The 23,753-nt window shown below is 35.3% G+C and carries 19 protein-coding genes; 9 read left to right on the forward strand and 10 right to left on the reverse strand.

Translation table 11 applies throughout. The features are described from left to right. Positions 1-26 precede the first annotated feature (26 nt). A complete protein-coding gene (locus tag Q5N74_RS06825; protein WP_304387992.1) occupies positions 27-476 on the forward strand; it encodes a Na(+)-translocating NADH-quinone reductase subunit F in 450 nt (149 codons plus the stop codon). Between the two features lie 92 nt (positions 477-568). On the opposite strand, the gene nqrF is transcribed toward Q5N74_RS06825, so the two are convergent. The 6 genes from nqrF to Q5N74_RS06855 form a co-directional block, all read right to left on the reverse strand. Further along, complete coding sequence (gene nqrF / locus Q5N74_RS06830; RefSeq protein WP_304388086.1) at positions 569-1,876, reverse strand: NADH:ubiquinone reductase (Na(+)-transporting) subunit F; 1,308 nt, start codon at positions 1,874-1,876, stop codon at positions 569-571. Between the two features lies 1 nt (position 1,877). Further along, positions 1,878-2,588: an NADH:ubiquinone reductase (Na(+)-transporting) subunit E gene (gene nqrE / locus Q5N74_RS06835; protein WP_304387993.1), complete on the reverse strand. Its 711-nt coding sequence runs from the start codon at positions 2,586-2,588 to the stop codon at positions 1,878-1,880. Between the two features lie 70 nt (positions 2,589-2,658). Beyond that, positions 2,659-3,303 (reverse strand): NADH:ubiquinone reductase (Na(+)-transporting) subunit D, encoded by a 645-nt coding sequence (locus tag Q5N74_RS06840; RefSeq protein WP_304387994.1) that lies wholly within the window; start codon positions 3,301-3,303, stop codon positions 2,659-2,661. Between the two features lie 4 nt (positions 3,304-3,307). After that, a complete protein-coding gene (locus Q5N74_RS06845; protein WP_304387995.1) occupies positions 3,308-4,060 on the reverse strand; it encodes a Na(+)-translocating NADH-quinone reductase subunit C in 753 nt (250 codons plus the stop codon). Positions 4,061-4,062: 2 nt separating this feature from the next. Continuing rightward, positions 4,063-5,289: an NADH:ubiquinone reductase (Na(+)-transporting) subunit B gene (locus Q5N74_RS06850; RefSeq protein WP_304387996.1), complete on the reverse strand. Its 1,227-nt coding sequence runs from the start codon at positions 5,287-5,289 to the stop codon at positions 4,063-4,065. Continuing rightward, positions 5,289-6,644 (reverse strand): Na(+)-translocating NADH-quinone reductase subunit A, encoded by a 1,356-nt coding sequence (locus tag Q5N74_RS06855; RefSeq protein ID WP_304387997.1) that lies wholly within the window; start codon positions 6,642-6,644, stop codon positions 5,289-5,291. Before Q5N74_RS06855 ends, Q5N74_RS06850 begins: the two co-directional genes overlap by 1 nt. A 157-nt stretch (positions 6,645-6,801) precedes the next feature. Between Q5N74_RS06855 and Q5N74_RS06860 the strand changes: the two genes are divergently transcribed. Together Q5N74_RS06860 and apaG are read left to right on the forward strand one after the other, a co-directional pair. Beyond that, complete coding sequence (locus Q5N74_RS06860; RefSeq protein ID WP_304387998.1) at positions 6,802-8,055, forward strand: DUF5103 domain-containing protein; 1,254 nt, start codon at positions 6,802-6,804, stop codon at positions 8,053-8,055. 107 nt (positions 8,056-8,162) lie between these two features. Then, the gene (apaG, locus tag Q5N74_RS06865) at positions 8,163-8,549 is read left to right on the forward strand and encodes a Co2+/Mg2+ efflux protein ApaG (RefSeq protein WP_304387999.1); all 387 of its coding nucleotides are present in this window, start codon (positions 8,163-8,165) and stop codon (positions 8,547-8,549) included. Between the two features lie 66 nt (positions 8,550-8,615). Here the strand turns inward: apaG and Q5N74_RS06870 are convergent, their stop codons facing one another. Then, positions 8,616-9,683, reverse strand: a complete 1,068-nt coding sequence (locus Q5N74_RS06870; protein ID WP_304388000.1) for a Rossmann-like fold-containing protein — start codon at positions 9,681-9,683, stop codon at positions 8,616-8,618. Between the two features lie 545 nt (positions 9,684-10,228). Here Q5N74_RS06870 and Q5N74_RS06875 point away from each other — a divergent pair. The 5 genes from Q5N74_RS06875 to Q5N74_RS06895 all read left to right on the forward strand — a co-directional run bounded on the left by Q5N74_RS06875 (position 10,229) and on the right by Q5N74_RS06895 (position 15,047). Next, complete coding sequence (locus tag Q5N74_RS06875; protein WP_304388001.1) at positions 10,229-11,884, forward strand: hypothetical protein; 1,656 nt, start codon at positions 10,229-10,231, stop codon at positions 11,882-11,884. A 56-nt stretch (positions 11,885-11,940) separates the two neighbouring features. Beyond that, the gene (locus Q5N74_RS06880; RefSeq protein WP_304388002.1) at positions 11,941-13,056 is read left to right on the forward strand and encodes a glycoside hydrolase family protein; all 1,116 of its coding nucleotides are present in this window, start codon (positions 11,941-11,943) and stop codon (positions 13,054-13,056) included. After that, positions 13,057-13,428 (forward strand): hypothetical protein, encoded by a 372-nt coding sequence (locus tag Q5N74_RS06885; protein WP_304388003.1) that lies wholly within the window; start codon positions 13,057-13,059, stop codon positions 13,426-13,428. A 167-nt stretch (positions 13,429-13,595) separates the two neighbouring features. Next, positions 13,596-14,117 carry a hypothetical protein gene (locus Q5N74_RS06890; protein ID WP_304388004.1) on the forward strand — a complete coding sequence of 174 codons (522 nt, stop codon included), beginning with the start codon at positions 13,596-13,598 and terminating at the stop codon, positions 14,115-14,117. A 210-nt stretch (positions 14,118-14,327) separates the two neighbouring features. Next, positions 14,328-15,047 (forward strand): 3-ketoacyl-ACP reductase, encoded by a 720-nt coding sequence (locus Q5N74_RS06895; RefSeq protein ID WP_304388005.1) that lies wholly within the window; start codon positions 14,328-14,330, stop codon positions 15,045-15,047. 83 nt (positions 15,048-15,130) lie between these two features. Here the strand turns inward: Q5N74_RS06895 and Q5N74_RS06900 are convergent, their stop codons facing one another. Next, positions 15,131-16,123, reverse strand: a complete 993-nt coding sequence (locus tag Q5N74_RS06900) for a DUF6695 family protein (protein ID WP_304388006.1) — start codon at positions 16,121-16,123, stop codon at positions 15,131-15,133. Beyond that, positions 16,116-16,841, reverse strand: coding sequence for an NRDE family protein (locus Q5N74_RS06905; RefSeq protein WP_304388007.1), 726 nt, complete (start codon positions 16,839-16,841; stop codon positions 16,116-16,118). The genes Q5N74_RS06900 and Q5N74_RS06905 overlap by 8 nt, the downstream gene beginning before the upstream one ends. A 151-nt stretch (positions 16,842-16,992) precedes the next feature. On the opposite strand from Q5N74_RS06905, the gene pruA reads away from it, so the two are divergent. Further along, positions 16,993-18,621, forward strand: coding sequence for an L-glutamate gamma-semialdehyde dehydrogenase (gene pruA / locus Q5N74_RS06910; protein ID WP_304388008.1), 1,629 nt, complete (start codon positions 16,993-16,995; stop codon positions 18,619-18,621). 94 nt (positions 18,622-18,715) lie between these two features. Here pruA and Q5N74_RS06915 read toward each other — a convergent pair whose 3' ends face one another. Continuing rightward, entirely contained in the window at positions 18,716-23,620 is a 4,905-nt protein-coding gene (locus Q5N74_RS06915; RefSeq protein ID WP_304388009.1) for a LamG-like jellyroll fold domain-containing protein, read from the reverse strand. Positions 23,621-23,753 lie beyond the last annotated feature (133 nt).

Here is a 23,753-nt window from a genome sequence, read left to right on the forward strand (position 1 = left end):
TAACTTAGGAATAAAATATCTCAGTTATGAAGACTTCCGTAAGATTAGATGCCGCTATAAGAAAACTTTACAAGGCCTTTCATACTAATGAATTACACCCAGAATGTTGCAAACAATGTGCTGTTGGAAACATTTTAGACAATACGGATAGTTGGAAACACCTCACTGACCATCATGGTGCTTTACAATTGAATTATTTAGGAAATGTACACCAAGCATTCGGGCGTAAGTTTAATGGCTACACACCTTCTGAATTGTTACATATAGAAGCTACTTTCCTAGAAGCTTGTGGTTACGAATTACCACTACATCACAAAAACAAGAAACCCAAGAACCCAACGGATAAAGATGTTTTATTTAAAGGTCTTTCTGCAGTCATCACCTATTTATGCACCCTTGATAATATTCCCAACATCCTGGATTACACGAAACTTTTTGAATTTGAAAAGAAAAAGAACTATTCACAAATTGCCTAAATATGCGAATAAAAAAACCAGTACATGTTTGTACTGGTTTTTTTCTTATGTTTAGTTCCTCCGGTTAAGAGATTCCTGCCTTCGCAAAAATTCTATCCACCAAAGTCGTCAAATCGAATGTGTTCATCTGGAATTCCATAATCTTCACCCATTTTTTGAACTGCTTTGTTCATTAATGGTGGTCCACAGAAATACAATTCAATATCTTCTGGAGACTCGTGTTTACTTAAATAATTATCGATAACACAGTTGTGGATAAATCCAACAAAACCGTCACCTGGAGAATCAATATCCCCTTTAACCTTCCAGTTATCCTCTGGCATAGGCTCAGATAATGCTAAGTAGAACTTAAAGTTAGGGAAATCTTTCTCTAATTTAAGGAAATGATCTAAATAGAATAATTCACGTTTAGAACGACCTCCGTACCAATAGGTTACTTTTCTACCTGTTTTCAAGGTTCTGAATAGGTGATATAAGTGTGAACGCATTGGCGCCATACCTGCTCCACCACCAACGTAAAGCATTTCAGCTTCTGATTCGTTGATAAAGAATTCACCGTAAGGTCCTGAAATAGTAACTTTATCTCCTGGTTTTTGATTAAATATGTATGATGATGCAATACCTGGGTTTACATCCATCCATCCGTTTTTAGAACGATCCCAAGGTGGACAAGCCACACGAACGTTTAACATAACCTCACGTCCTTCCGCAGGATACGAAGCCATTGAGTAAGCTCTTTCTATGGTTTCGGTATTTTTCATTACCAATGGCCATAATTGGAACTTATCCCATTCAGCTTGAAATTTGTCGGGAGTATCATGTTCTTCAGGGTGCGCTGTAATATCCATATCTGAATACTTTACTTCACATGGAGGAATTTCAATTTGAATATATCCACCCGCTTTGTAACCCATATCTTCTGGGATTTCAACAACAAACTCCTTAATAAAAGATGCTACGTTATAATTACGCACTACGGTAGCTTCCCATTTCTTAATACCAAAAACCTCTTCAGGAATGGTAATATTCATGTCTTGTTTTACTTTAACTTGACATGCTAAACGGGCACCGTGCTTTAATTCTTTTCTTGTAAAGTGAGGTGTTTCAGTTGGTAAAGCTTCACCTCCACCTTCTAATACGTGACACTCACATTGAATACATGTTCCACCTCCACCACATGCAGATGGTAAGAATATTTTATTACTTCCTAAAGTAGATAGTAAACTACCACCTGAAGCAACTTCAATTTCTTTTTCTCCATTAATCGTGATCTTTACTGGACCCGATGGAGATAATTTTTGTTTAACAAATAACAATAATGCTACTAATAATAAAGTAATAATTAAAAAAGCTACTACTGTTACTGTTATTGTTCCTAATGTACTTGCGGCTAATATCATATTACTCATTTACTTTTATGTTGTTAGCTAACACTTCTTTTTCGTCTTTAGAATCTACCTTTACAGCTTTTTCTTCTTGAGGCGCTTCTTCATCACCTCCTGTTAACATACCTCCGAAGCTCATAAAACCAATCGCCATTAAACCTGTAATGATGAATGTAATACCTAAACCTCTTAATGCTGGTGGCACGTTAGAATATCTAATTTTCTCACGAATAGCAGCAATGGCAAGAATGGCTAAAAACCATCCAATTCCAGAACCAACACCGTATGTTGTCGCTAAACCTAAACTAGGAATTTCACGAGATTGCATAAATAAAGACCCACCTAAAATAGCACAGTTTACAGCAATAAGCGGTAAAAAGATACCAAGTGAGTTATATAATGATGGTGAAAATTTCTCTACTACAATCTCTACTAATTGTACCATCGTTGCAATGGTAGCAATAAACATGATGAATGAAAGGAAACTTAAATCGTAATCGGCATACTCTGCACCTAACCACGCTAATGCCCCAGGTTGTAATAAATACTGATCCAATAACCAGTTTAAAGGCACTGTTATTGCCAATACAAAAATAACGGCAGCACCAAGACCAACTGCTGTATTTACTTTTTTAGATACCGCAAGGTAAGAACACATCCCAAGGAAGGTTGCAAACACCATGTTATCTATAAAGATTGATTTTAAAAATAATTCTAAATGTTCCATATTTTTAGTTTTCAGTTGCAGTTTTCAGCATTCAGTTTCTGTGACTGTTTACGGTGACTGCAAACTAATTTTAGTCTTCTATTAATGCGCTGTTTCTACTACGTTGTACCCAGATAATAATTCCAACAACTATTAATGCCATTGGTGACAATAACATAAAACCGTTGTTTTCATACCCGATAGCGTATAAACCTGTTTTCTCGATAGGATCTCCTAAAACTTTAAAACCTAATAAAGTACCAGACCCTAATAATTCTCTAAAGAAACCAACGATAATAAGAATTAACCCATAACCAGCAGCATTACCAATACCATCCAAGAATGAACGCCAAGGTCCGTTTGCCAATGCAAAAGCCTCGAAACGCCCCATGATGATACAGTTTGTAATAATCAAACCTACGAATACAGATAATGTTTTACTTAACTCGTAAGAGTATGCTTTAAGCACTTGATCTACTATAATTACTAAAGCAGCAACTACAACCAATTGAACAATAATTCTAATTTTAGAAGGAATGATATTTCTCATTAAAGAAATAACCACGTTTCCTATTCCTAACACCGCCATTACCGATACAGCCATTACGATAGACGCTTTTAATTGCGCTGTAATTGCCAAGGCAGAACAAATACCTAAAACTTGAATAGTAATTGGATTGTTATCTGCTAACGGATCTGTTATTAACTTGGTGTCTTTTTTTGATAAAAGTCCCATAAGATTAATTGTTTTTTAAATTATCAAAATAAGGTTTGTAAAGCTTTAAATCACTTCTAATCATAGCTGTTACACCATCACCTGTAATAGTTGCTCCTGCAATAGCATCCACCTCATTATCTGTTTTATCTTCATTTTTTGGATCTCCATTACTTTTAGAAACGGTAACTCCTTTAAAGTTCCCATTGTCATCCAACAAATGTTCACCTATAAAATCGTCCATAAAGAAACGCTCTTTAATATTGGCTCCTAAACCAGGTGTTTCACCTTTGTGATCGAAATATGCTCCTTGAATAACCATGTTTTCATCTAAAGAAACATAAGCCCAAATAGCATCCCATAAACCTTTACCGTAAATAGGAATCACATAAAATGTTTTACCATCTTTCTCACCAACAAAAACTGGCAAGTTTCTTTTAGAAGCATCTCCACCAGCTGCGGCTTTATCTTTTTTAAGATCTATTAAATATGCTTTTTCATCTTCTACAGCAGTTCCGTTTTTTACAACAATTTGCTTTGTGATGTATTTTGAAAACAAATCAGCAGCTTCTTGTGTAGACACAAAAGACGCACTGCTTTCATCATTATTATTTACACCCATCGCATATAGAATATTTTGTTGTTTTTCTATACGTTGATTTTCTGTAATTTTCGGTTTCAATGAAGAAGCTGTAAATGCTAATACGGCACCTACAATTAATACCATTGCTATTGCAAATAGAATTGTATATGAATTTTTATCTGTTCTATTTTCCATTATTAAGCCGTTTTTACTTTTAAACGTTTCATTCTTTTCTTCACATTCCCTTGAACCACATAATGATCGATTGTTGGTGCAAAAACATTCATTAATAAGATGGCTAACATCACACCTTCTGGATATGCTGGATTAAACACACGAATTAAAATAGATATGAAACCTATTAAAAACCCGTAAATCCATTTTCCTTTATTTGTTTGAGATGCTGTAACAGGGTCGGTCGCCATAAATACGGTACCAAAAGCAAATCCACCAATCAATAAATGCTCCCAAAAAGGTGTGCTCATTAATCCGAAAAATTTACTAGACTCAGTTATAACTCCTGCATCTACAATTTGATTGAAGATAAGCCCCATAACAACCGCTCCAAGAGCAGAAGATAACATGATTCTCCAACTTCCTATTTTAGCGAATACTAAAAACAAACCTCCTAAAATGATTAAAAGTGTAGATGTTTCTCCTACAGAACCCGGTATGAACCCCATAAACATATCCCAAGCAGAAAAAGCAGCCTCTTTACCTTGTGCCAAACTACCTAAAATAGTTTCACCAGAAATAGCATCTAGGTTTGCACCTGCAGCAATTTCATTCGTTCTTTCAACAGCTCCTTCAACCCATACTTTATCTCCAGACATCCACGTTGGATATGCAAAGAATAAAAAGGCTCTAATAGTAAGTGCTGGATTTAAGATATTCATTCCTGTTCCACCAAAAACTTCTTTACCTATAACCACACCAAAAGCTACGGCTACAGCCAACATCCAAAGTGGAATATCTACAGGTACAATAAGTGGCACTAACATACCAGTTACAAGGTATCCTTCTTCTACTTCATGTTTCTTAATGATAGCGAATAAGAATTCAATTCCTAAACCTACACCATAAGAAATAAGTACTAACGGAATGATTTTCCAGAAGCCAATAAAGAAATTATCTAAAGTCCAAAATTCTGAACTAAAGAAACTTCCAGCAACAGATTGAATCTCTCCTACTGCTAAATTATGTTGGTAACCAGCGTTAAACATTCCGAAAATTAAACATGGTACCATCGCCATAATCACGGTATTCATGGTACGCTTTAAATCGTCGGCTGCTTTTATATGAGTTCCATTATGTGTGATCTCATCTGGTAAGTATAAAAAAGTATGCAGCGCATTAAACGCTGGAGCCATTTTAGACCCTCTATACTTTCTTTTTAAAATATGTAATCTTGTTTTTAAATTCATTACCCTATTTCTTTAAGCATTACATCTAATCCTTTTCTAATAATCTCTTGATGTGGTTGTTTAGACACACAAACAAATTCGGTTAACGCGAAATCTTCAGGCGCTACTTCGTACATACCTAAAGCTTCCATTTCGTCTAAATCTTTATACATGCAAGCTTTTAAAATTTGCATTGGAAAAATATCTAAAGGAAATACTTCTTCGTAAACTCCAGTAACAACAAAAGCACGGTGCTCACCATTCGTATTGGTGTTCAAATCGTACTTTTTATTAGGGGTTAACCAAGAAAATGTAAACGCTCTTGTTGTAGATACCTTATTAAAAACAGGTTTATTCCAACCAAAAAGCTCATAATCGTCACCTTCTGGAATTACAGAAATCACATTACTATAATAATCTAAATTACCATCTGGCTTAATACGTTTACCACTCAACACATTTCCAGAAATAACACGAACACGTGCTTTCCGGGCAATGCCTTTATCATAAATCATCGTTGCCACTTCACTACCTATTTTAGTAGTAAAATAACGTGGTTTTTCGATAGAAGAACCCGCTAATGCTACGATACGTTCTGCATTAAATTTACCTGTTAAAAGCAATTCGCCAATAATAACTAAATCTTGTGCAGCAACCGTCCAGACAACTTCGCCTTTATTTACAGGGTCTACTTTATTAATTAAAGTACCAACATTCCCTGAAGGATGTGGTCCCGATACTTTATGTAACGTTATACCCGTTAAACCAGCCAATGGTGAAGAAGAACTTGCACCAACCGACACATGCACCTTACCTTCTGTAAGTTTGCCCAATGCCGTAACCGCTGCTTGCAATGCTGCTTCTTTTCCTTTTAGAGTAAAGTCCAAATCGGCCGCCAAAGGTGCACTTGCATAACCAGAAATAAAAATAGCCTTAGGCGATTTCTCTGGGTTTGCAATCACATCATACGGTCTTTGCTTTACAAAAGGCCAACATCCAGAAGCTAATAAATGTGCTTTCACCTCGTTTGGCTTAGCTGCATCTACATTAAACACACCGTAATCTTGGTATGTTTGCGTTTTGTCTGCTTGCAATTTAATGGATAGAATTTTGCGTTTTTCACCACGTACAATCTCTAAAATTTCACCAGAAACTGGAGAAACAAACTTAATGTTTTCGTTAGATTTATCGAAAAAAACAGGCTCACCTGCTTTCACGACAGCTCCAACTTTAGAAATTAATTTAGGGATAACGCCATGGAAATCTTCAGGCCTTAAAGTATAAAAGTTGCTTAAAATCGCCTTTTCCAAGGTTTTTTCAGCTTCACCTTTAAGTTTAATGTCTAGACCTTTTTTAATGCGAATGTCGTTTGACATATTTTTTTATATTGAAATTATTTGTCTAAAAATCGATGCAAAAATACAAATTAATAATGCAGTTTTCATAATAAATACTTAGAAATTTTGCGGAACAATCAGAATATAGAACTTAGGCATAAAATTTGTTTATATTTACAAAAAAACAGCTTCAAAAATGCCTGCATTAAAGTCTTCTTATTTTTTACTTTTATTAATTCTTCCATTTGGAAGTTTTTGTCAAGTTAAAGAAATAAACCCACCAAACTTTATAAAAACCATCAATTTTAAAGGTAATACACCAGAAACTCAATTGCCCATAATAAAATTGGGTGAATATGTGGTCTTAGAATTTGATGCACTAAACGGCAATGAAGACGATTATTATTATAAAATAGACCATTATAATTATGATTGGACGCCTTCAGTTTTAATGAAATCGGAATTTATGGATGGTTTCGATAACCAGCGTATCCGTAATTATGAAAACTCGTTCAACACCTATCAAATTTATTCGCATTACCAATTAAGCATTCCTAACGAGCAAACCAAACGTTTAAAAGTATCTGGCAATTATTTGTTAAGTGTTTTTAATAGTAATGATGAATTGGTGTTTTCAAGAAAATTCATGATTTATGAAGACAAAACAGCTGTTGGTGTAAGCATAAAACGAGCACGCGATGTACAGTTTATTGAAGAAAAGCAACGTGTTGAAATTATTATTACCTCCAACAGTGCTCAATTAAACAACCCAACGCAAACAGTAAAAACGGTTATTGTTCAAAACAATAATTTAAACACAGCCATTTACAATTTAAAACCACAATACACCCTTGGCAACCAACTTATTTACAAATACGATACCGAGACTAGTTTTTTAGGGGGTAATGAATATTTGTTTTTTGAAAATAAAGATGTTCGAGCAGCCAATACTGGCATTCGAACCATCGATTTACAAGAACTGTATCACAACTATTTATTCACGAATGTGGAACGTGCCAGCAAACCCTACACTTACAACCCCGATATTAATGGTAATTACGTAATAACCGTTTTAGATGCTGAAAACCCAAGTATCGAAGCCGATTATGTTTGGATGCATTTCTCACTAGTACCAACGGAAGCACTTAAAAACAAAAACATACATGTGTATGGAAACTTTAACAATTACGTTATAGACGAAAGCACCAGATTACTTTTTGATGAACGTCATACTATTTTCAGAAACGCCATTCTCTTAAAACAAGGGTTTTACAACTATAAATTTGTTGTGGTAAATAAAAACGGAATTCTAGATGAAGGTGCTATAAGTGGCAACTTTTATCAAACAGAAAACAACTACAAAGTGGTTGTGTATTACCGCGATTTAGGTGCTCGTTACGACAAGATTATAGGCATAGGCGAAGGCAGTTCTGTGAATATCACGAACTAAACACACCGTTTAACTAATATTTAAACCAAACAAGCCCCAATTCAGTAATTACCGCTTAAAATTTAGTATTTTAGCAATCTAAACAAATTGAACACCCCAAATTTAAAATGGTTCAACAAGTCACAAGAGGCATAAAAATTTCCGTAGAGACTACCTACGAAGGCTCATTTTATAAAAACTATAAAATACAATACGCCTTTGGCTATACCGTAACTATTGAAAACCAAAGTAAAGACTCTGTGCAACTTAATGCACGCCATTGGGAAATTTTAGATGCATTAAACAATGTTGAAATTGTTTCTGGCGAAGGTGTAATAGGTAAAAAACCGGTGTTAAAACCTGGCGATTCACATACCTACACATCGGGTTGTTTACTTACTTCTCCGTTTGGCGCCATGCAAGGACATTACAGTATGGTAAATTTTACCACTACCAAAAATTTTAAAGTTACTATCCCTACCTTTAAATTAAGCGCACCCTTTGCGATAAATTAACCCACTTAAAAAAACATTATTTTTAAAATTGTTAGAGAAGCATTGTTTCTATAGCAAGACTCCTGTTTATTTATTAATAAGCACCCAAAGTTCTACTTCTTCTGAAGCACGCCAGTTTTGATCGCGTTTAGTTTTTTCAGAGGCTTTTTTTACGGTTCTTTTCAAACACGCTTCCAACTGAAACCTTCCGCCTTTAGCCAACTCCTTTTCTATAGGATGCCTATTTGTGACATTGGTAATTTGAGCCAAATTTGAGAATACAATTACAAGCTTCCCTTCAGGCAACAATCTTTTTTTTGCGGCTTCAAAAAAATCTGGAAACAGGTTCTGATTGTAATAAATAGCACCGTCCAGATTATCAATATCCTTAGATTCAGGCAACCAAGGCGGGTTAAAAACAATCAATTCGGTTTGTTTTTCAAACTTCCCAAAAAGATGACCGAAATCCAATTCGATTTTACGAGACAACTTAGTATCGCCCATAAACTCTGTTAACCCCACGATAGCGTTCGGGTTTACATCTGTTCCAAAAACCTTCTGAAAACCAGACTTTATCATTTGAAATGAAAGCACTCCACTACCAATACCAACATCTATCGCCGACTTTTTAGGTCCTTCATAGCGTTTCAACCAATTATCAAAAAGTATTAAATGATCAAAACGGGTTGGAAAATACGTTCCATAATACGGATGCAGTTTATTACGTAATACAGGAATAGAAATTCCGTTTTGGTACCACTGCCATGCACTATTAAGCCCTTGTACCTGAGGAAAGGTTAATAAAAAATCGCTAGTCTCTGGATACAGTTTTTCCAACCAACCAATACTAGGCGATTTTTTAACTGTTAATTTATGAGCAGCAATTTCAATTAAAACAAGGTTTGATAATTTATGATATTCTGCCCGAAATACCCGTTGCTCCTGAAACGTTTTATTAGGTAACTTATTCTTAAGGTACATTTGCAACTCCTTTAAAAGCAACAAGCCATTACTGTAAAACGCCGTTATCAACACAGGTTTACCAGCTACTAATGCCTTAATCGTAGACCTAATATCTGAGGTGCTATTAAACAATTCTAATTGTTTTCCAGAGACCATAGGTTCCGGTTTGTTTACATGAATATTGGTAATCATCTTTATTTTGTTTTCGTATAAAAGGAAAAAAAATTACTAGTAATCAGGCTACAAATTGGCCACTAGAGTTTCATGAATCACAATAAAAGCTTGAAAGAAAAGCCTTAGCCATTCGCAAAAGTTGCGCGAAAAGATAATTTATATCTACAGATAAATAATTCCGCTACAAAGGTACTTTAATAAACCACTTTATTATCACAATAGTAAAGTATTATCTATCAACAAATAAATACAGTACAACTATTTACAAGGTGTTATTAAATTAGCATTCACTCTCTGACCTACACCTTTTTTCCGTCAACAACCCTACTTCATACCTTACAAACTTATAAAAGCATCAATTGTAACATTATCACCCCCTTGTTGCTACAATAACCCCCAACCTATTCTTTAGGTATTAAATAAATTAGCAATGAACTAAACAATTACGAACTATTTAAACAAGATTCAATACCAACTTCTTTAATCACTAAACATATTACATATGGAAGGTGTTCTTCTTCCAGAAAGCACACATATCGAGTTTAAATATTAACTAAATATTTATGAACAAAATTTACTTAGTAATTCTATCCATTTTTCTATTTGTGAGCTGTAATAAAGACGGCGACACTGAAGAAGTCAACAACCTAGAAATGACATTCATTCAATTTGATGTCACATTATCATCTGGAGAAAAATCGATTGGTGTTATTGGTGAAGACAACAAAATTATATCCCTACATGGTGTCAAAGATCCTTTAGAAATTAAGTCTGTTACTTATAAATATTCCGAAGGGGTTTCCATAATAACGCCAAATCCAGAAACAAGAATTGGTAAATGGGAAGTTACTGAGAAATTTAGACTTCATTCTGATGGAGATTTCGAAGAGTACACGGTAGAAATTGTTGATTTTGAGAAGCCAACGTATGCAAATAAAGCAACCATAGCCCCACTTGAAAAATTTGGAAGGGTTACAAAATATCATATGTATGACTTGAATCATAATGCTGGAGCTTTAAATAACATCGGTAATGCAGAGAAAGCTTTTGGAGAAGATAGTGGTCAAGCCAAAATGAATGGTCTTAGAGTCCCATTATTTTGTGGTGATGCCTTTGGAGGACATCCTGCAGAAGGTGAGGTAGTAGAAAGTGTTTACGCAACTCTTTTAAAATCTATAGAGAATGCGAAAGCATCTTATTACGGTACTGAACCTTTTATGATTTTTTTAGGTTTAAAAGTTTTAACATCAAATAAAGCTGAGTATTTTCCTGATTGGGTAACAACAGAAGCACCAACGGTGCCTAATCCTGTAAAATATGCACAATTGATTGTTGACTATGTTGCGTTTATGCATGAACATGGACACGTAGTAAACTATGTCGCTTTTGATAAAGAAGCTGCTAGAATGGATGTTACAGGTTTTACGATAGCTGTAGATACTTTAAGAGCAAGAACTGCAAGACTTGGTTATGTGGTGCCAAAAATTGTGGCTCCAGAATTCTATAAACCATTAGGTGAATCTGGGTCTTTTAACGATTTATACAAAATTAATGGAGAAGATAGATTTGACGTATTTGGTAATCATTATTATATGAATCATCATAATGCAACTATTCATCCAGATTTAAAATACGAATATGAACTAGCTCAAAGTGATAAATATCGTGAAGCTTGGGCTACAGAAGCACATTGGGATGCCCTTAGGTGTAGTAATGTTTACGAAAATGATAGAGAAATTTGGACTTCTGAACTTGCTATTGGATGTATGTTTGATTGGACTGACCTTGGATTAGACTTAGTAAGTTGGTGGGATTACCCTTTATCTGGTGGGAATGCACCAAGACATTATATTACCAGAGCATATACTGAAGCTTTGATTGGTTCACAACCTATAAGAATGTTAGATCATGATGGTGAAGAAGTACTTAGTAGGGAGAAACTTCATAGTAGAGCCTATATAAGAGGTAATGAAGTAAATGTGTTTTTTATTAACACTGTGAGTCCATGTAAAACTTTTATACCACCTTTTTACGAAGAATACCCTGTAGGGATTCTAGATGGTTTTAAAATTGATGGTACTATAAGTGTAACACAATGGGATGATGATGATCAACCTCTTGGAGCATCTTTTGTTATAGAACCTGTAGAAGAAAATCAATTTCTTATAGATATAACAACAGGTTCATTTACTCATGTTTCATTTAAGATAAAAGAATAGAACAGCACTATTTTACTCTGAACTAAATACTCTAAACTTTTTTAATTAAATCACTAATGAAAAAAATAATATTAACCACTTTAACACTTTCAATATTTGTTGCTTCTTGTCAAAACAAAAAAAGCAAGAACCCAGAAACTAAGAAAAATGAGGTTTCTCAAAAACAAATAGAAGTTCCTACAGCAATGTCAGATCATTGGAAACTAATTGGAGAGTCCATAAACGAGCCTGGTTATGATGTTTGGGGAAGTTCACCAATAAGAGATAACCAAGGAAATGTACATCTTTTTGCTGCCCGATGGCCGTCTAGCACAGCATTTAAAAAAGCTTGGCGTTTCGATAGTGAAATCGCTCATTATATAGCAAAAAGTCCTGAAGGCCCTTTTAAGTTTTTAGAGGTTGTAGCGAAAGGAAAAGGTAATAAAAATTGGAATTCTGCTGGTTTCCATAACCCAAGTATTAAGAAAATTGATAATACCTATGTTTTAGTATTTATTGCCAATGATGGCGATAAAAATCATGGAGCTAGTCAAAGAATAGGCATTCTTACAAGTGATAATCTCAATGGGCCATGGGAAGAAATACCAAATAAAAATGAGCCCGTACTAAGTCCGCCAACTGATAGTGCTATTTGGTGTTATGATAGTGGACTTGGTGTAAATAACCCAAGTATTATTAAACACCCCAACGGCAACTATTATTTGTATTTCAAAGCCATGGCTGGTCCAAAAGGTAAAGGCGGAAAAGTAAGTATGGGTCTTGCTATCTCAGAAAAACTAGAAGGTCCATACACCATTCAACCCAATCCAATTACCACCAACAACGTTCGAATTGAAGATGGTTATGCTTTCATGTGGAAAAATAAAATTTGCTTATTAACTACAGATAATCATGGGATTCTCGAAAAAGGAGGTGGCTTACTTTGGGTGTCTGAAGACGGACTCGAGTTTAATTCGGAGCCCTTATCTGGCTTTCACAATTTTCAAAATTATTACCTTAACGGCGCTATACCTGAAAATGCAAATGCGCGTTATGGCAATGGTGTTAAATTTGAAAGACCTCAGCTATTAATGGATGCCAACAACGAACCCGAATACCTATATTGCCCTAGCGGAATAGCCTTAGATGGCAGTGACGGAACAAACAACTATGTATTAAAATATCAAAAATAAATGATAATAATCGCAATAATTAATCTTTTTTTGGCCGTATTAGGAGGAATAACAACAATTCTAGTAGGCACATTACTCATTAGGCATAGGCAACTCATTGCATACTTTAAAAACTCATTCACTTTTATAAAAGAGGACTACCAGTCTGAAATAGAAGTGACCTACGGCAACTTTTTTAATGAATCTTTCAAGGCCTTTAAGTATGGTATCAAATCTATTCGGAAAAGTGAATCTTCCCATGTTTATCATGACGACAAAACAAATGAAATTAATCAGATATTAGTCTTAACAGGCAAACTTCTGGTTGTTTCTGGAATTTTAGGAATAATTATAGCCTTCATTGGAACTATTTGGATGCAAAAATGGACATAACCAGCATAAAACATGGTTCACAAAAAACCTTCTACGCTAAAAACATTTTCCAAAATACTAAACGAAGTATTTATAACTGAAGAAATCAAAAACTTAGAGGCCTTTTTTCGTAAGTTAATGTTTATTATATTCGTAGGAACAAGGACCGTTGGGCATATCCCATTGTTGTGTTTAATTTAAACCTAATCGATAAAATCAGAATTTCAGAATTGAATTTAACCGATAAATACCTGAAAGTAAAAGAATTTATATCTGAATATTATTGGATTGCTGGAATTCCTTTTTTCATTTTTGCAATAATTGGCGTTATGGAAAGCAAAGAAGATATTAAACAAAATAAAACTCTGACTTACGGAATGGTTTATGGCTCAACATCGATATATAAAAAATACAGCAAACGGAATTACAAATACGAATTCTATAATAACGGAAAAAAATATACTGGAACTTCAACAGCATATAGTTCTAAAAATATCCGAAATGGAAATTTCTACAAAGTTGAGTTCTCTGACAAAAACCCTGAGCATAGCCGAATGATTTTCGAATCGGAATATGAACGAAAAATAGGAACCAACAAAAAGGACAAAGTTACTGACACAATCTTTGTACTAAAAGGAGGAAAATTCAAAAATGAAATGAAAGATTTAATTGAGAAATATGAATTTAAAACTGACAGTATAAAAAACTAAACACAACAAAGAACTGAGGTGAAAAATTTGGCTTATTATAATTAAACCGCTTGGTCTTGCACTTTTTCTAACTACTGATTCCCCTTCTTACACTCTTAAAATCCTGCTAATTTTTTACGGGTTCACTGTATTTTCAGTAAGTTTGAATCTTAATTACACTGGTACTCCCAGTAAAATTAAATGCAACATACATTCTAGAAAATAAAATAAATGGAAAATTTAAAAAATAAAAAAGCACTCATTACTGGAGGTGGTAGAGGCTTAGGAAAAGCAACCGCCATCGCATTTGCAAAAGAAGGTATTGACATCGCTATTACAGGTAGAAATGAAGCCGTCTTGAAAGAAACGGTTTATGAATTAGAAGCATTTGGTGTAAAAGCCACCTACTCGGTATTTGATGTAGGCAATTATGAGGATGTAAAAAGAGGCATCAAGGAAATAATTGACACCCTTGGACCCGTAGACATTTTAGTAAACAACGCTGGTATTGCCGCTTTTGGATCTTTTAACGACATGAACGTTAACCAATGGAGCCAAATTATGCAAACAAATGTTATGGGCATGTATTATGTAACCAAAGAAGTGCTGCCCTACTTAATCGCTAAGAATGAAGGAGATATTATAAACGTAGCATCTACCGCTGGGTTGAATGGAAACGCAAATACATCGGCGTATTCTGCTTCTAAATTTGCGGTAATCGGTATGTCACAATCTTTAATGAAGGAAGTACGTAAAAATAACATTCGTGTGTGCACATTAACACCAAGCACTATTGCATCAGACATGTCTATTGAATTAGGTATTGCAAGTAAAGACTCTACAGATAGCGTGCTACAACCAGAAGATTTTGCAGAATTAATTGTTGCAGGTTTAAAATTACCAAGAAGAGCTATGCTTAATAGCGCTTCTTTATGGTCTACAAACCCATAATTAGTATTAAATATATTAATATAATAGGAACGCCTGTTTTGGAAATCCATACAGGCGTTTTTTTATTGATTTAACTGTAGAAATTAAGATTTAAGTTCAAACCTAAATACAGTCTCCTGCTGTTTGACGTGAAAAAATTTGCAGTTAGAATAATGTACAAATTGAAATTTGTCTTGGTAATTGAAACTATCATTTTCAACTATAAAAACAGCTTCCACATCGACATGGCCCGCAGGTGAAATTCTTCTAAAAAGGTATTCGATCGCGTTTTCGGTTGGTTGTAATTCAAACCACGCACCTGCTGCAATTCCTGGTAACCATTGTGCTTTTTCGTGTAAACCATCAACCGGTTGTGGCTTTAAACTACCCATAAATTGTGGTTCGTGGTTTTTAAGTTTATCTAAAAAACAACGTACATTTTCACTTTTTTGAGAACCTTCAAATTTTGAAATCACACCGGTTTCGCTTACAACAAAAGTATTCGATTCTGTATTTGCTAGCAGCACATTACCAACCGTACTCGGTGTAAACCATTTGGAGTTTTCAAGATTCTTTTTAATACGGGTATCGGTTACGGAAGCAATCAATGCGTCCGTCACAAAGCGTGCACAATTACAGGCTTCTTTTATAAAAGCAGCATAACGGATAAAATGTTTTTCTTGCATGCTTGTAATATGCGTTCTGGCTTTTTTATAGTTGACCGCATTACAAACCGAAGCCACCATTTTACCTTCACCATGTGTTAATTTCGGGTGTGTTGCTAGAAACTCTAAAATTGCGTTTAAATTGGTTATTTTATCACCTTCCATGGTCGCCACTAAAGGGAAACGCAATTCGTTATCGGTATCATTACCACGCACGCGCCCTGTAGGTTCTGGGGTAATGTAGCGTCCAAAGTCATGGTATTCTAAAATACCTGTTTCCTTATTTATAAGCACCAAAGCCGCATGACCTGCTCGTAAATAATTCTTTTTACCAACACCCACAAACCTTAAAAATGGCGAAAACCATTCTTTAGAAACCATCACAATAGTATCAGGGTAGGCTAATGTTAAAATGATACCTGTGTTAGTCATTTACCGTCTCTGAAAGTTGAAAAGATTTACTTGAAATGGTTTTATTTTGAAGGTTTTGATGATACATTTCAAGCGACTCACTAAATCTTTCTATTTGTGTGATACTGGTTGTTTTTACAAAATCACGGTTCATAACAATACCAAACTCTTTGTTATCCGCTTTTGTTATTTTGTGAAACTTCAGCAATGTTTGTGCATTCAAATCATTTTCAGCTTTAAAACTTTCAAACCATTGTTGGCGCTCCGCTTGCATTTCCGCAGTATATAACGTTGAGGACGACCACATTTTAGGCTCTAAAGGCAAGCTATTTAAATATTTTTCGGTGCCATCCCAAACCAATTCAAAAAACCTCAGCGTGGTATCCCAATCTACAAGTACCATCGTAAAAGGTTCTATGTGATTAAAATCATAAGCTTCAACGGTTGCCAAAAGATCATCAGTCGTTAAAAAATCGAGCGCCACGATACCTCTGCTTTTTTTGTATTCCGCTTGACGTTCATGACGGGTAAATGCACCATTTAATACGCAAACCACTCTGTTTTTTTCACTTAAACCAATCCATGTGCCACTAGACTCAATATCCATAGGGTATAAAAGTCTGGTTTCCTTATTTATATAAAAATCTGGCGGAAGCGATTTCCTATTAGGAGCCTCGTCTCTGCTTGATGTCAACACAAAATCGGTATCGCCTTTTGGAATAATAGTTACTGTACACATAAAAACTGTAGTCTAAAAACTGGTTGGCAACTTACAAAAAATAAATAAACTTTAACGCGCATTTAAGAAGGTATCAAGCCAAATAATCGTTTTAAAATTCATAAGTTTGTTACCTATTTACTGATAATTCAATAACAAAAACAAACAAATCATGGGAAAAGGTTTTTTTAATGTACCACCTGCTATTAACGAACCTGTTAAAAGTTACGCTCCGGGAACGCCTGAACGCGACGCTGTTTTAAAGACTTATAAAGAGATGTACGCAACGACTGTGGATGTGCCTTTATACATAAACGGACAAGATGTAACCACAGGAAATACCAGAACCATGTCGCCTCCACACGACCATAAACATGTGGTAGGAACCTATCATTTAGCCGAAAAAAAGCATATAGACGAGGCCATTGCCACGGCTTTAGAAGCGAGAAAAGCCTGGTCGTTAATGCCATGGGAACAACGTGCTGCTATCTTTTTAAAAGCTGCAGAATTAGTTGCTGGTCCATACCGCTATAAAATTAATGCCGCTACCATGATAGCGCAATCAAAAAATATATTTCAAGCAGAAATTGATGCCGCTTGTGAATTAGTAGATTTTTTACGTTTCAATGTACAGTACATGACGGAAATTTACAGTGAGCAACCAAAAAGCACCAGTGATGCCTGGAACCGAGTTGAATATAGACCTTTAGAAGGATTCACCTATGCAGTAACACCATTTAACTTTACGGCTATTGCTGGAAATTTACCCGCGTGTATGGCCTTAATGGGGAATGTGGTGATTTGGAAACCAAGTGATAGCCAAGTATATTCTGCAAAAGTAATCATGGATATTTTTGAAGAAGCAGGTGTACCTCCTGGTGTTATTAATGTTGTTTTTGGAGATCCTGTTATGATTTCTGAAACGGTATTATCAAGTCCAGATTTCTCTGGCTTACACTTTACGGGGTCTACCTTTATTTTCAAAGAACTTTGGAAACAAATAGGAAACAACATTCACAACTACAAAACCTACCCAAGAATTGTTGGGGAAACTGGAGGAAAAGACTTTATAATGGCGCATAAAAGTGCCGATTCGAAACAAGTAGCTACCGCTATTGTAAGAGGTGCTTTTGAATTTCAAGGTCAGAAATGTAGTGCTGCTTCTAGAGCTTATGTACCAAAAGGTATTTGGAGTGAGGTTAAAAAGTTTATTATAGAAGATGTAAAATCTTTTAAAATGGGTTCTCCAGAAGATATGGGTAATTTTATTACTGCTGTAATTCACGAAGGCTCTTTCGATAAATTGGCAAAATATATTGATGCTGCAAAAGCAGATAGCGATGTTGAAATTATTGCCGGTGGTAACTACGATAAAAGTAAAGGTTACTTTATAGAACCTACGGTTATTGTAACAACAAACCCGAATTACACGACCATGCATACCGAATTATTTGGACCTGTAATCACTATTTACGTTTACGAAGATGAAGCGTATGCTGAAACTTTAGAGTTAGTAGATAGCACGAGTGAATATGCCTTAACAGGTGCTATTTTGTCAAAAGACAGATACGCTGTAACACAAGCAACTACTGCTTTGCAAAATTGTGCTGGAAACTTCTACATTAATGATAAATGTACAGGTGCCGTTGTAGGACAGCAACCTTTTGGTGGTGCACGTGCCTCTGGGACAAATGATAAAGCAGGAAGCCCACAAAACTTACTTCGTTGGGTATCTCCAAGATTAATTAAAGAAACCTTTGTAACACCAACAGATTATCGTTACCCTTTTTTAGGTGAATAATAATGCTTGTTACTTATTAATATAAAAAATGCCACCAAAATTTGGTGGCATTTTTATTTACTCATATTTATAAAACCCCTAAACTTATGGGGTTTTAATTTATAATGATTTTTTTAGTTACAATCCCTTTTCCTGTATTTAACTTCACAATATAAAAACCTGTAATAGCAGATACCTGAACCGATGCATGGGAACGCGTGTTTAATTTCGTTTTTTTAATTCGGTTACCAAGAGCGTCATAAATAGCCACATCCTTGATATGAATGTTTTCTGAATTAACTAAATTTAATTCACCCGATTTTGAATCGTAACCAATAAACACAGAGCTCACTGCTTCTACACTTTTTACGCTTTCAACCATAGCCACCTTCATTTCTTCTTGCTTAAATACCAGTTTAAACCTGTCGGCATACACACCCGGCTCCAATTTAATTTCGAAGGACTCCGTATTAATTTGTTTCGTTTCACCCGTTAATTCATCTTTAATAAAAAGAGGTAAACCCGATGCTAAATTCTCTAAACCATCCACTCTTATTTTCGCAACACCTGCGTTCTTTACAACCAGTCCTAATGAAAATTCTTGAAACTCATCAAAAACTTCAACACCTTGAATTACAAATTTATTATTACTGAAATCCCAATACATATCTTCCTCATTCACATCAACCATAAAAGCATCATAGCCCAAATCGAAACCATTCGAAGCCTTTTTATTAGCACCAATAACTAATTGTCTGTGATACCCTAATGGCGAATCATAAACCAATCGGATGGTTGGAGTTTTGTTAATTATGGCTTCATTAGTTGTTTTAGCAGCCGTTTTGCTATTTGACGATTTAAAAAACAAGGAGGTCGATGCATTCTCTGTAGCAAAAACACGTTGGCTATTTTTAAATATAACCGTTCCCCCATCAACACTTGCAATAGTTCCCAAATTATCGTTAGGGTTTCCATCTAACTTCGTAGACACGAAAAACCCTTGATTTATAGCAATGTATTGCCCCGGCACCTTTGTTCCTGTAGCAGCAACACCTTTTTCGGAAGCATCATTAATTCTGGCGTCATTTGAAATGGCTGCAGCACCACCTGTTAAATTATAAGTAGCATACCCACCAACATACGATTTTAAATCGTGTGTGTTTTGTTCACCAAAATGGTCCCAGAAATACAAAGCACCGTTAATAACAGTATTCGCATTATTACCACCTTCTGCTGCACTAATATTATCTAAAATAAACTCGATAGCATCAATAGAAGATGGATATGGATTCCCTATTAAGCGGTTAACATCGCCCGAAGTTTTATCTAACTCCAAAGTGATATCGCCGTTATTAGGCAAACCTTTAAAAACATAATTTTGCAATTCATCAATTGGAACATTACCAGAAGTACCTTTCATGGTAAATCCTTCACCCGCTAGCATAGGCGATGTTTCGTTTATTCGCGACCAACCATCATAACTACCTGCCTTTCCATAAAATTTATATAACCAATAATTACTAATAGTTCTAGGAAATCCTGGAGGTGGCGCAGAACCACTTCCGTTAACAGACGAGCTAAATTGCATGTCTTGGTATAAAGATGACATGGTACCATCTTTCAAAACACTTACTAAATTATAGTTTTCATTGGTGCTTGATGCTCCTACACCACGTGTAGACGCATCTCCTGAACTAGGACCTACTGAAGATGACCAATAATTATAATTATACCCATTGGCTGTACCTTGTTGATCGCGTTCTATATACCCGCCACTATCCGCATCTACAATACTGCCTTCTGTTTGAACAAGTTGCGATTCACCAACTAAATCTATAACACCATCTAGCTCTAAATAATGAGTGATCGTTAATTCTTGACCGGTGTTATTTTCTTCGGGAGACGTTACCACAGGATCTGCCATCGTTAGAATACCAGCGGTTTGAATTAAACCTAAAAGTGAGATGTCTCTATCGCCAGAAGTGATGTCGTGAGATAGTTGAACAATGTTCCAATCTATCATGGTAACACCATCTAAACTTAATGTATTCGGGATCACTTGACTGGCACTATGACTCCAAACCCCTTCAGAATCCCAAGCGCCATCTGCTACCGATATATATGGCAGTGGTGTTGTTTGCGATTCTATAAGTTCTTTATCTTTATCTAAATATTTTAATCTTAAGAAATTTCTATCTTCTGTTAAACCTTCCACTGTAGAACCATAAAAGGAATTGAAATCATAATACGCTTTTAGTTGACTCCAAACAATATTAGAAACCTCATTACTAGCACTAGCTGTTGGAATAACTTTACCACTCACTATACCTCCTACTGTTTCAATTTCTTGATTCATTAGGTAATGGATTTGGTTATCCGTTAAACCTTGATCCCACACATACACTTCATCAATATCTCCTAAAAAGGGATTTGAAATCGTGTTTTTATCAATATACAATGCCCCTACTGCAAAACGATTGAAATTAGGCGAAGGCGCCGCTACGTTTTGTTGAGATTTATCTAAAACACCATCCACATACAAAAACATGGTACCACTTATGTACACAAAGGTTACTTGATGCCATTTACCATCATTCAATTGCATAGATGATGTGAATCTAGGTGTCACAACATCATCTACCATAACCTCAACTTGGTCGCTTGTATTCAACCTAAGTTGTAACTTACTCCCTTTAGACATGATGGTTCGAGGACTTGCACTAGCTGTATTATTTTTTACCCAAGCTGAAATAGTAAAATCGTTTACATTTAAATTGAGCAAAGATTCGCCTACTAAATAATCGCCTGAAGCAATACTTACCGAGTGGTTTTCTGAAAACTTAGACGCCTTTCCGAAGGTAAAAAACTTAGTTCCATCAAAATCATACCAGGTTTCAAGATTTCCTGCACCATCCGCTTTTAAAGGAATAACATCTATAATATCTGCATCTCCAAAAGCATCATTATCGGCTACAATTAAAACATATTCCTCATCTGTACCCAAAGAAAAACTACTAAAAGCAGCAGATGGAATGGAGACATACACCGTTTCCACATCACCACCAGAACTTGGTGCGATAGACTCTACTATTTTCCATTGTCTCGATATTCTTGTTAAAGATGTTGTAATTCCAGTTGCTATAGTTACCGTATTACTGCCGCTTGCTGTGTAAGCAGCATCGTTTGTACCCCAAACTAAAAAATCGCCGTCATCATTAAATTCATTTAAATTCGAATTATTGGTTGTAAAAACACCATCTAAACCTATAGTAACTTCGTTTACGGTATTTACTGTTTTTGATTGTTTTTGATTTAAATCGGAACTCTCATCTTTCCCAATACCTGCAACATGGTAATTGTACCCCGTATTCGCAGTAACATCCCAAACAGCAATATCAAAAGAATTAATGTAATTTTTTTGCGCTTCGTTTGAAGCTCCTAAAGTAATACCATATTTAATAGCTAAATACGATTCTATTTTTTGTCTCCCAGCATCATTAACACGCGATGCAAATGTGAATATTTCTGCAACACGCCCGTTTAAACTTCCTTGTAAATCAAAGTTTCTACCTATCCAGTACTTACTCCCTGTTACATTAGCGAAAGACACATCCGATTTATTTGAAGTCGTTAAAACTGAAGAATTATATAAAATATCTTGTTTTGTTGGCGATGTATCGGAGTTGTTTCGAACATTAATAATCCCCACATTAGCATAAGAAGAACCAATTTCAGCTTCACCATTAAAACTACTACCACCAACTATATTTTGATTGTACGACAAGGCTTCATTAGTAAATTCTGTTGAGTAATCACCAAAACCCAAACCTGTTATATCGCCTGCACTTCCAGACTCTAGACCTCCAAAAATGGTATTTCTTGAAGAACTACTAGTCATCGTAGCATCAGGAATCATTACAATAAAAATATCGTGGCTATAAAAACCGCTTATCGTACTGTTATTATTGTATAAATATTGTTCTACACTAGCCCCATCATTCTCAAACTTTAAAACGGGGTTAAAATTTATGTTAGACGTTGCATTATCTATATAAGTTGGTTCTTTACCAGTATCAGATATGGCATCCTTTCCATTAGTACCAATATCTGCCCACTTAGACACTTTTGAAGCCGTTGCCGTAATACCACGAGTCGATTTAAGCCAAAGTCTAAAGTCTGCCGTTACCCCTCCAGGACCAGGAATACTATAATTAAACATTTCTGCACTTACGTTATAAGTAAAGGTTGTATTGGCCGTATTTGTAACACTAATAGTAGACGTTAAGGTTCCAGAACCACCTGTTGGGCCCGTAAATGTGACAGGTAAAATAACATAATCGCCAGGATCAACACTTGTAGGAAAGCTAGAAGGTGAATAATTTGGTAACAACACATATGCCGGAACTGCAAAATCACTAAGTGAACTTGCCACTGCAGAAATTACTAACGGACAACTACCTGTATTTGCAATGGTATAATAACGTGTCGCTGAAGCCCCTTCATCAATCACTCCAAAATAGGTTCCGTTACTAGAAGTTGTTGTGGTAGCACCGTTTAATATATCGGAAGATGGACTTCCTCCAACCACATTAATTTCCGGAGAACCACTTATAGAAAAAGTAAAAGTAAAGTTAGGATCTTGTTTAACTAAAATTACGATATCTGTAGACCCGCCACAATTACCACTAATATTCGTTATTGTAAAATCGACATTCTTTGTCTTTCCATTACAAGCATCTGTATCTACGTTTGTAGGTACTTTATCAGTAGAAAGTGAAAAATCCGCGGTATTTGTGATCGCTATATCTTCAATTTTAACCTTATCACAATCTGTTCTTGTATTTGTAATTCTAAAAGCAATACTGTTACCTGCAGAAATGGAAACCGTCGATCCTCCTGAAACTGTTGAGCCTCCTAAAATTTCAACTTTAATATCTTGTGCCAATAATTGGTTAGAAATGAGGCAAGATAAAAGCACTAACGAAACCGTTAGCAAATGAGAGAGAGAAAGTTTGTTCATATTTACTTGAGTAAATTAAAATAGCAATTTAAACTACTAGCTTCTATATATAGTAGCTGAGCAAATTTAGAAATATTTCGACAAGAAGCAAGTTTTTATAGATGAACGGTTAAAATTAAATGGTTTTTGTCAG

The sequence above is a fragment of the Mariniflexile sp. AS56 genome, assembly GCF_030552475.1.
Classification (GTDB): Bacteria; Bacteroidota; Bacteroidia; order Flavobacteriales; family Flavobacteriaceae; genus Mariniflexile.

What these genes read in the sequence shown, in the direction of transcription:
- Q5N74_RS06900 (WP_304388006.1), bottom strand. Translation starts at nt 16,123, where the DNA reads ATGACTAACACAGGTATCATTTTAACATTAGCCTACCCTGATACTATT.
- nqrF (WP_304388086.1), bottom strand. Translation starts at nt 1,876, where the DNA reads ATGATATTAGCCGCAAGTACATTAGGAACAATAACAGTAACAGTAGTA.
- Q5N74_RS06880 (WP_304388002.1), top strand. Translation starts at nt 11,941, where the DNA reads ATGAAAAAAATAATATTAACCACTTTAACACTTTCAATATTTGTTGCT.
- apaG (WP_304387999.1), top strand. Translation starts at nt 8,163, where the DNA reads ATGGTTCAACAAGTCACAAGAGGCATAAAAATTTCCGTAGAGACTACC.
- Q5N74_RS06895 (WP_304388005.1), top strand. Translation starts at nt 14,328, where the DNA reads ATGGAAAATTTAAAAAATAAAAAAGCACTCATTACTGGAGGTGGTAGA.
- Q5N74_RS06860 (WP_304387998.1), top strand. Translation starts at nt 6,802, where the DNA reads ATGCCTGCATTAAAGTCTTCTTATTTTTTACTTTTATTAATTCTTCCA.
- Q5N74_RS06915 (WP_304388009.1), bottom strand. Translation starts at nt 23,620, where the DNA reads ATGAACAAACTTTCTCTCTCTCATTTGCTAACGGTTTCGTTAGTGCTT.
- Q5N74_RS06850 (WP_304387996.1), bottom strand. Translation starts at nt 5,289, where the DNA reads ATGAATTTAAAAACAAGATTACATATTTTAAAAAGAAAGTATAGAGGG.
- Q5N74_RS06875 (WP_304388001.1), top strand. Translation starts at nt 10,229, where the DNA reads ATGAACAAAATTTACTTAGTAATTCTATCCATTTTTCTATTTGTGAGC.
- Q5N74_RS06870 (WP_304388000.1), bottom strand. Translation starts at nt 9,683, where the DNA reads ATGATTACCAATATTCATGTAAACAAACCGGAACCTATGGTCTCTGGA.
- Q5N74_RS06845 (WP_304387995.1), bottom strand. Translation starts at nt 4,060, where the DNA reads ATGGAAAATAGAACAGATAAAAATTCATATACAATTCTATTTGCAATA.
- Q5N74_RS06905 (WP_304388007.1), bottom strand. Translation starts at nt 16,841, where the DNA reads ATGTGTACAGTAACTATTATTCCAAAAGGCGATACCGATTTTGTGTTG.
- Q5N74_RS06825 (WP_304387992.1), top strand. Translation starts at nt 27, where the DNA reads ATGAAGACTTCCGTAAGATTAGATGCCGCTATAAGAAAACTTTACAAG.
- Q5N74_RS06885 (WP_304388003.1), top strand. Translation starts at nt 13,057, where the DNA reads ATGATAATAATCGCAATAATTAATCTTTTTTTGGCCGTATTAGGAGGA.
- Q5N74_RS06840 (WP_304387994.1), bottom strand. Translation starts at nt 3,303, where the DNA reads ATGGGACTTTTATCAAAAAAAGACACCAAGTTAATAACAGATCCGTTA.
- Q5N74_RS06855 (WP_304387997.1), bottom strand. Translation starts at nt 6,644, where the DNA reads ATGTCAAACGACATTCGCATTAAAAAAGGTCTAGACATTAAACTTAAA.
- nqrE (WP_304387993.1), bottom strand. Translation starts at nt 2,588, where the DNA reads ATGGAACATTTAGAATTATTTTTAAAATCAATCTTTATAGATAACATG.
- pruA (WP_304388008.1), top strand. Translation starts at nt 16,993, where the DNA reads ATGGGAAAAGGTTTTTTTAATGTACCACCTGCTATTAACGAACCTGTT.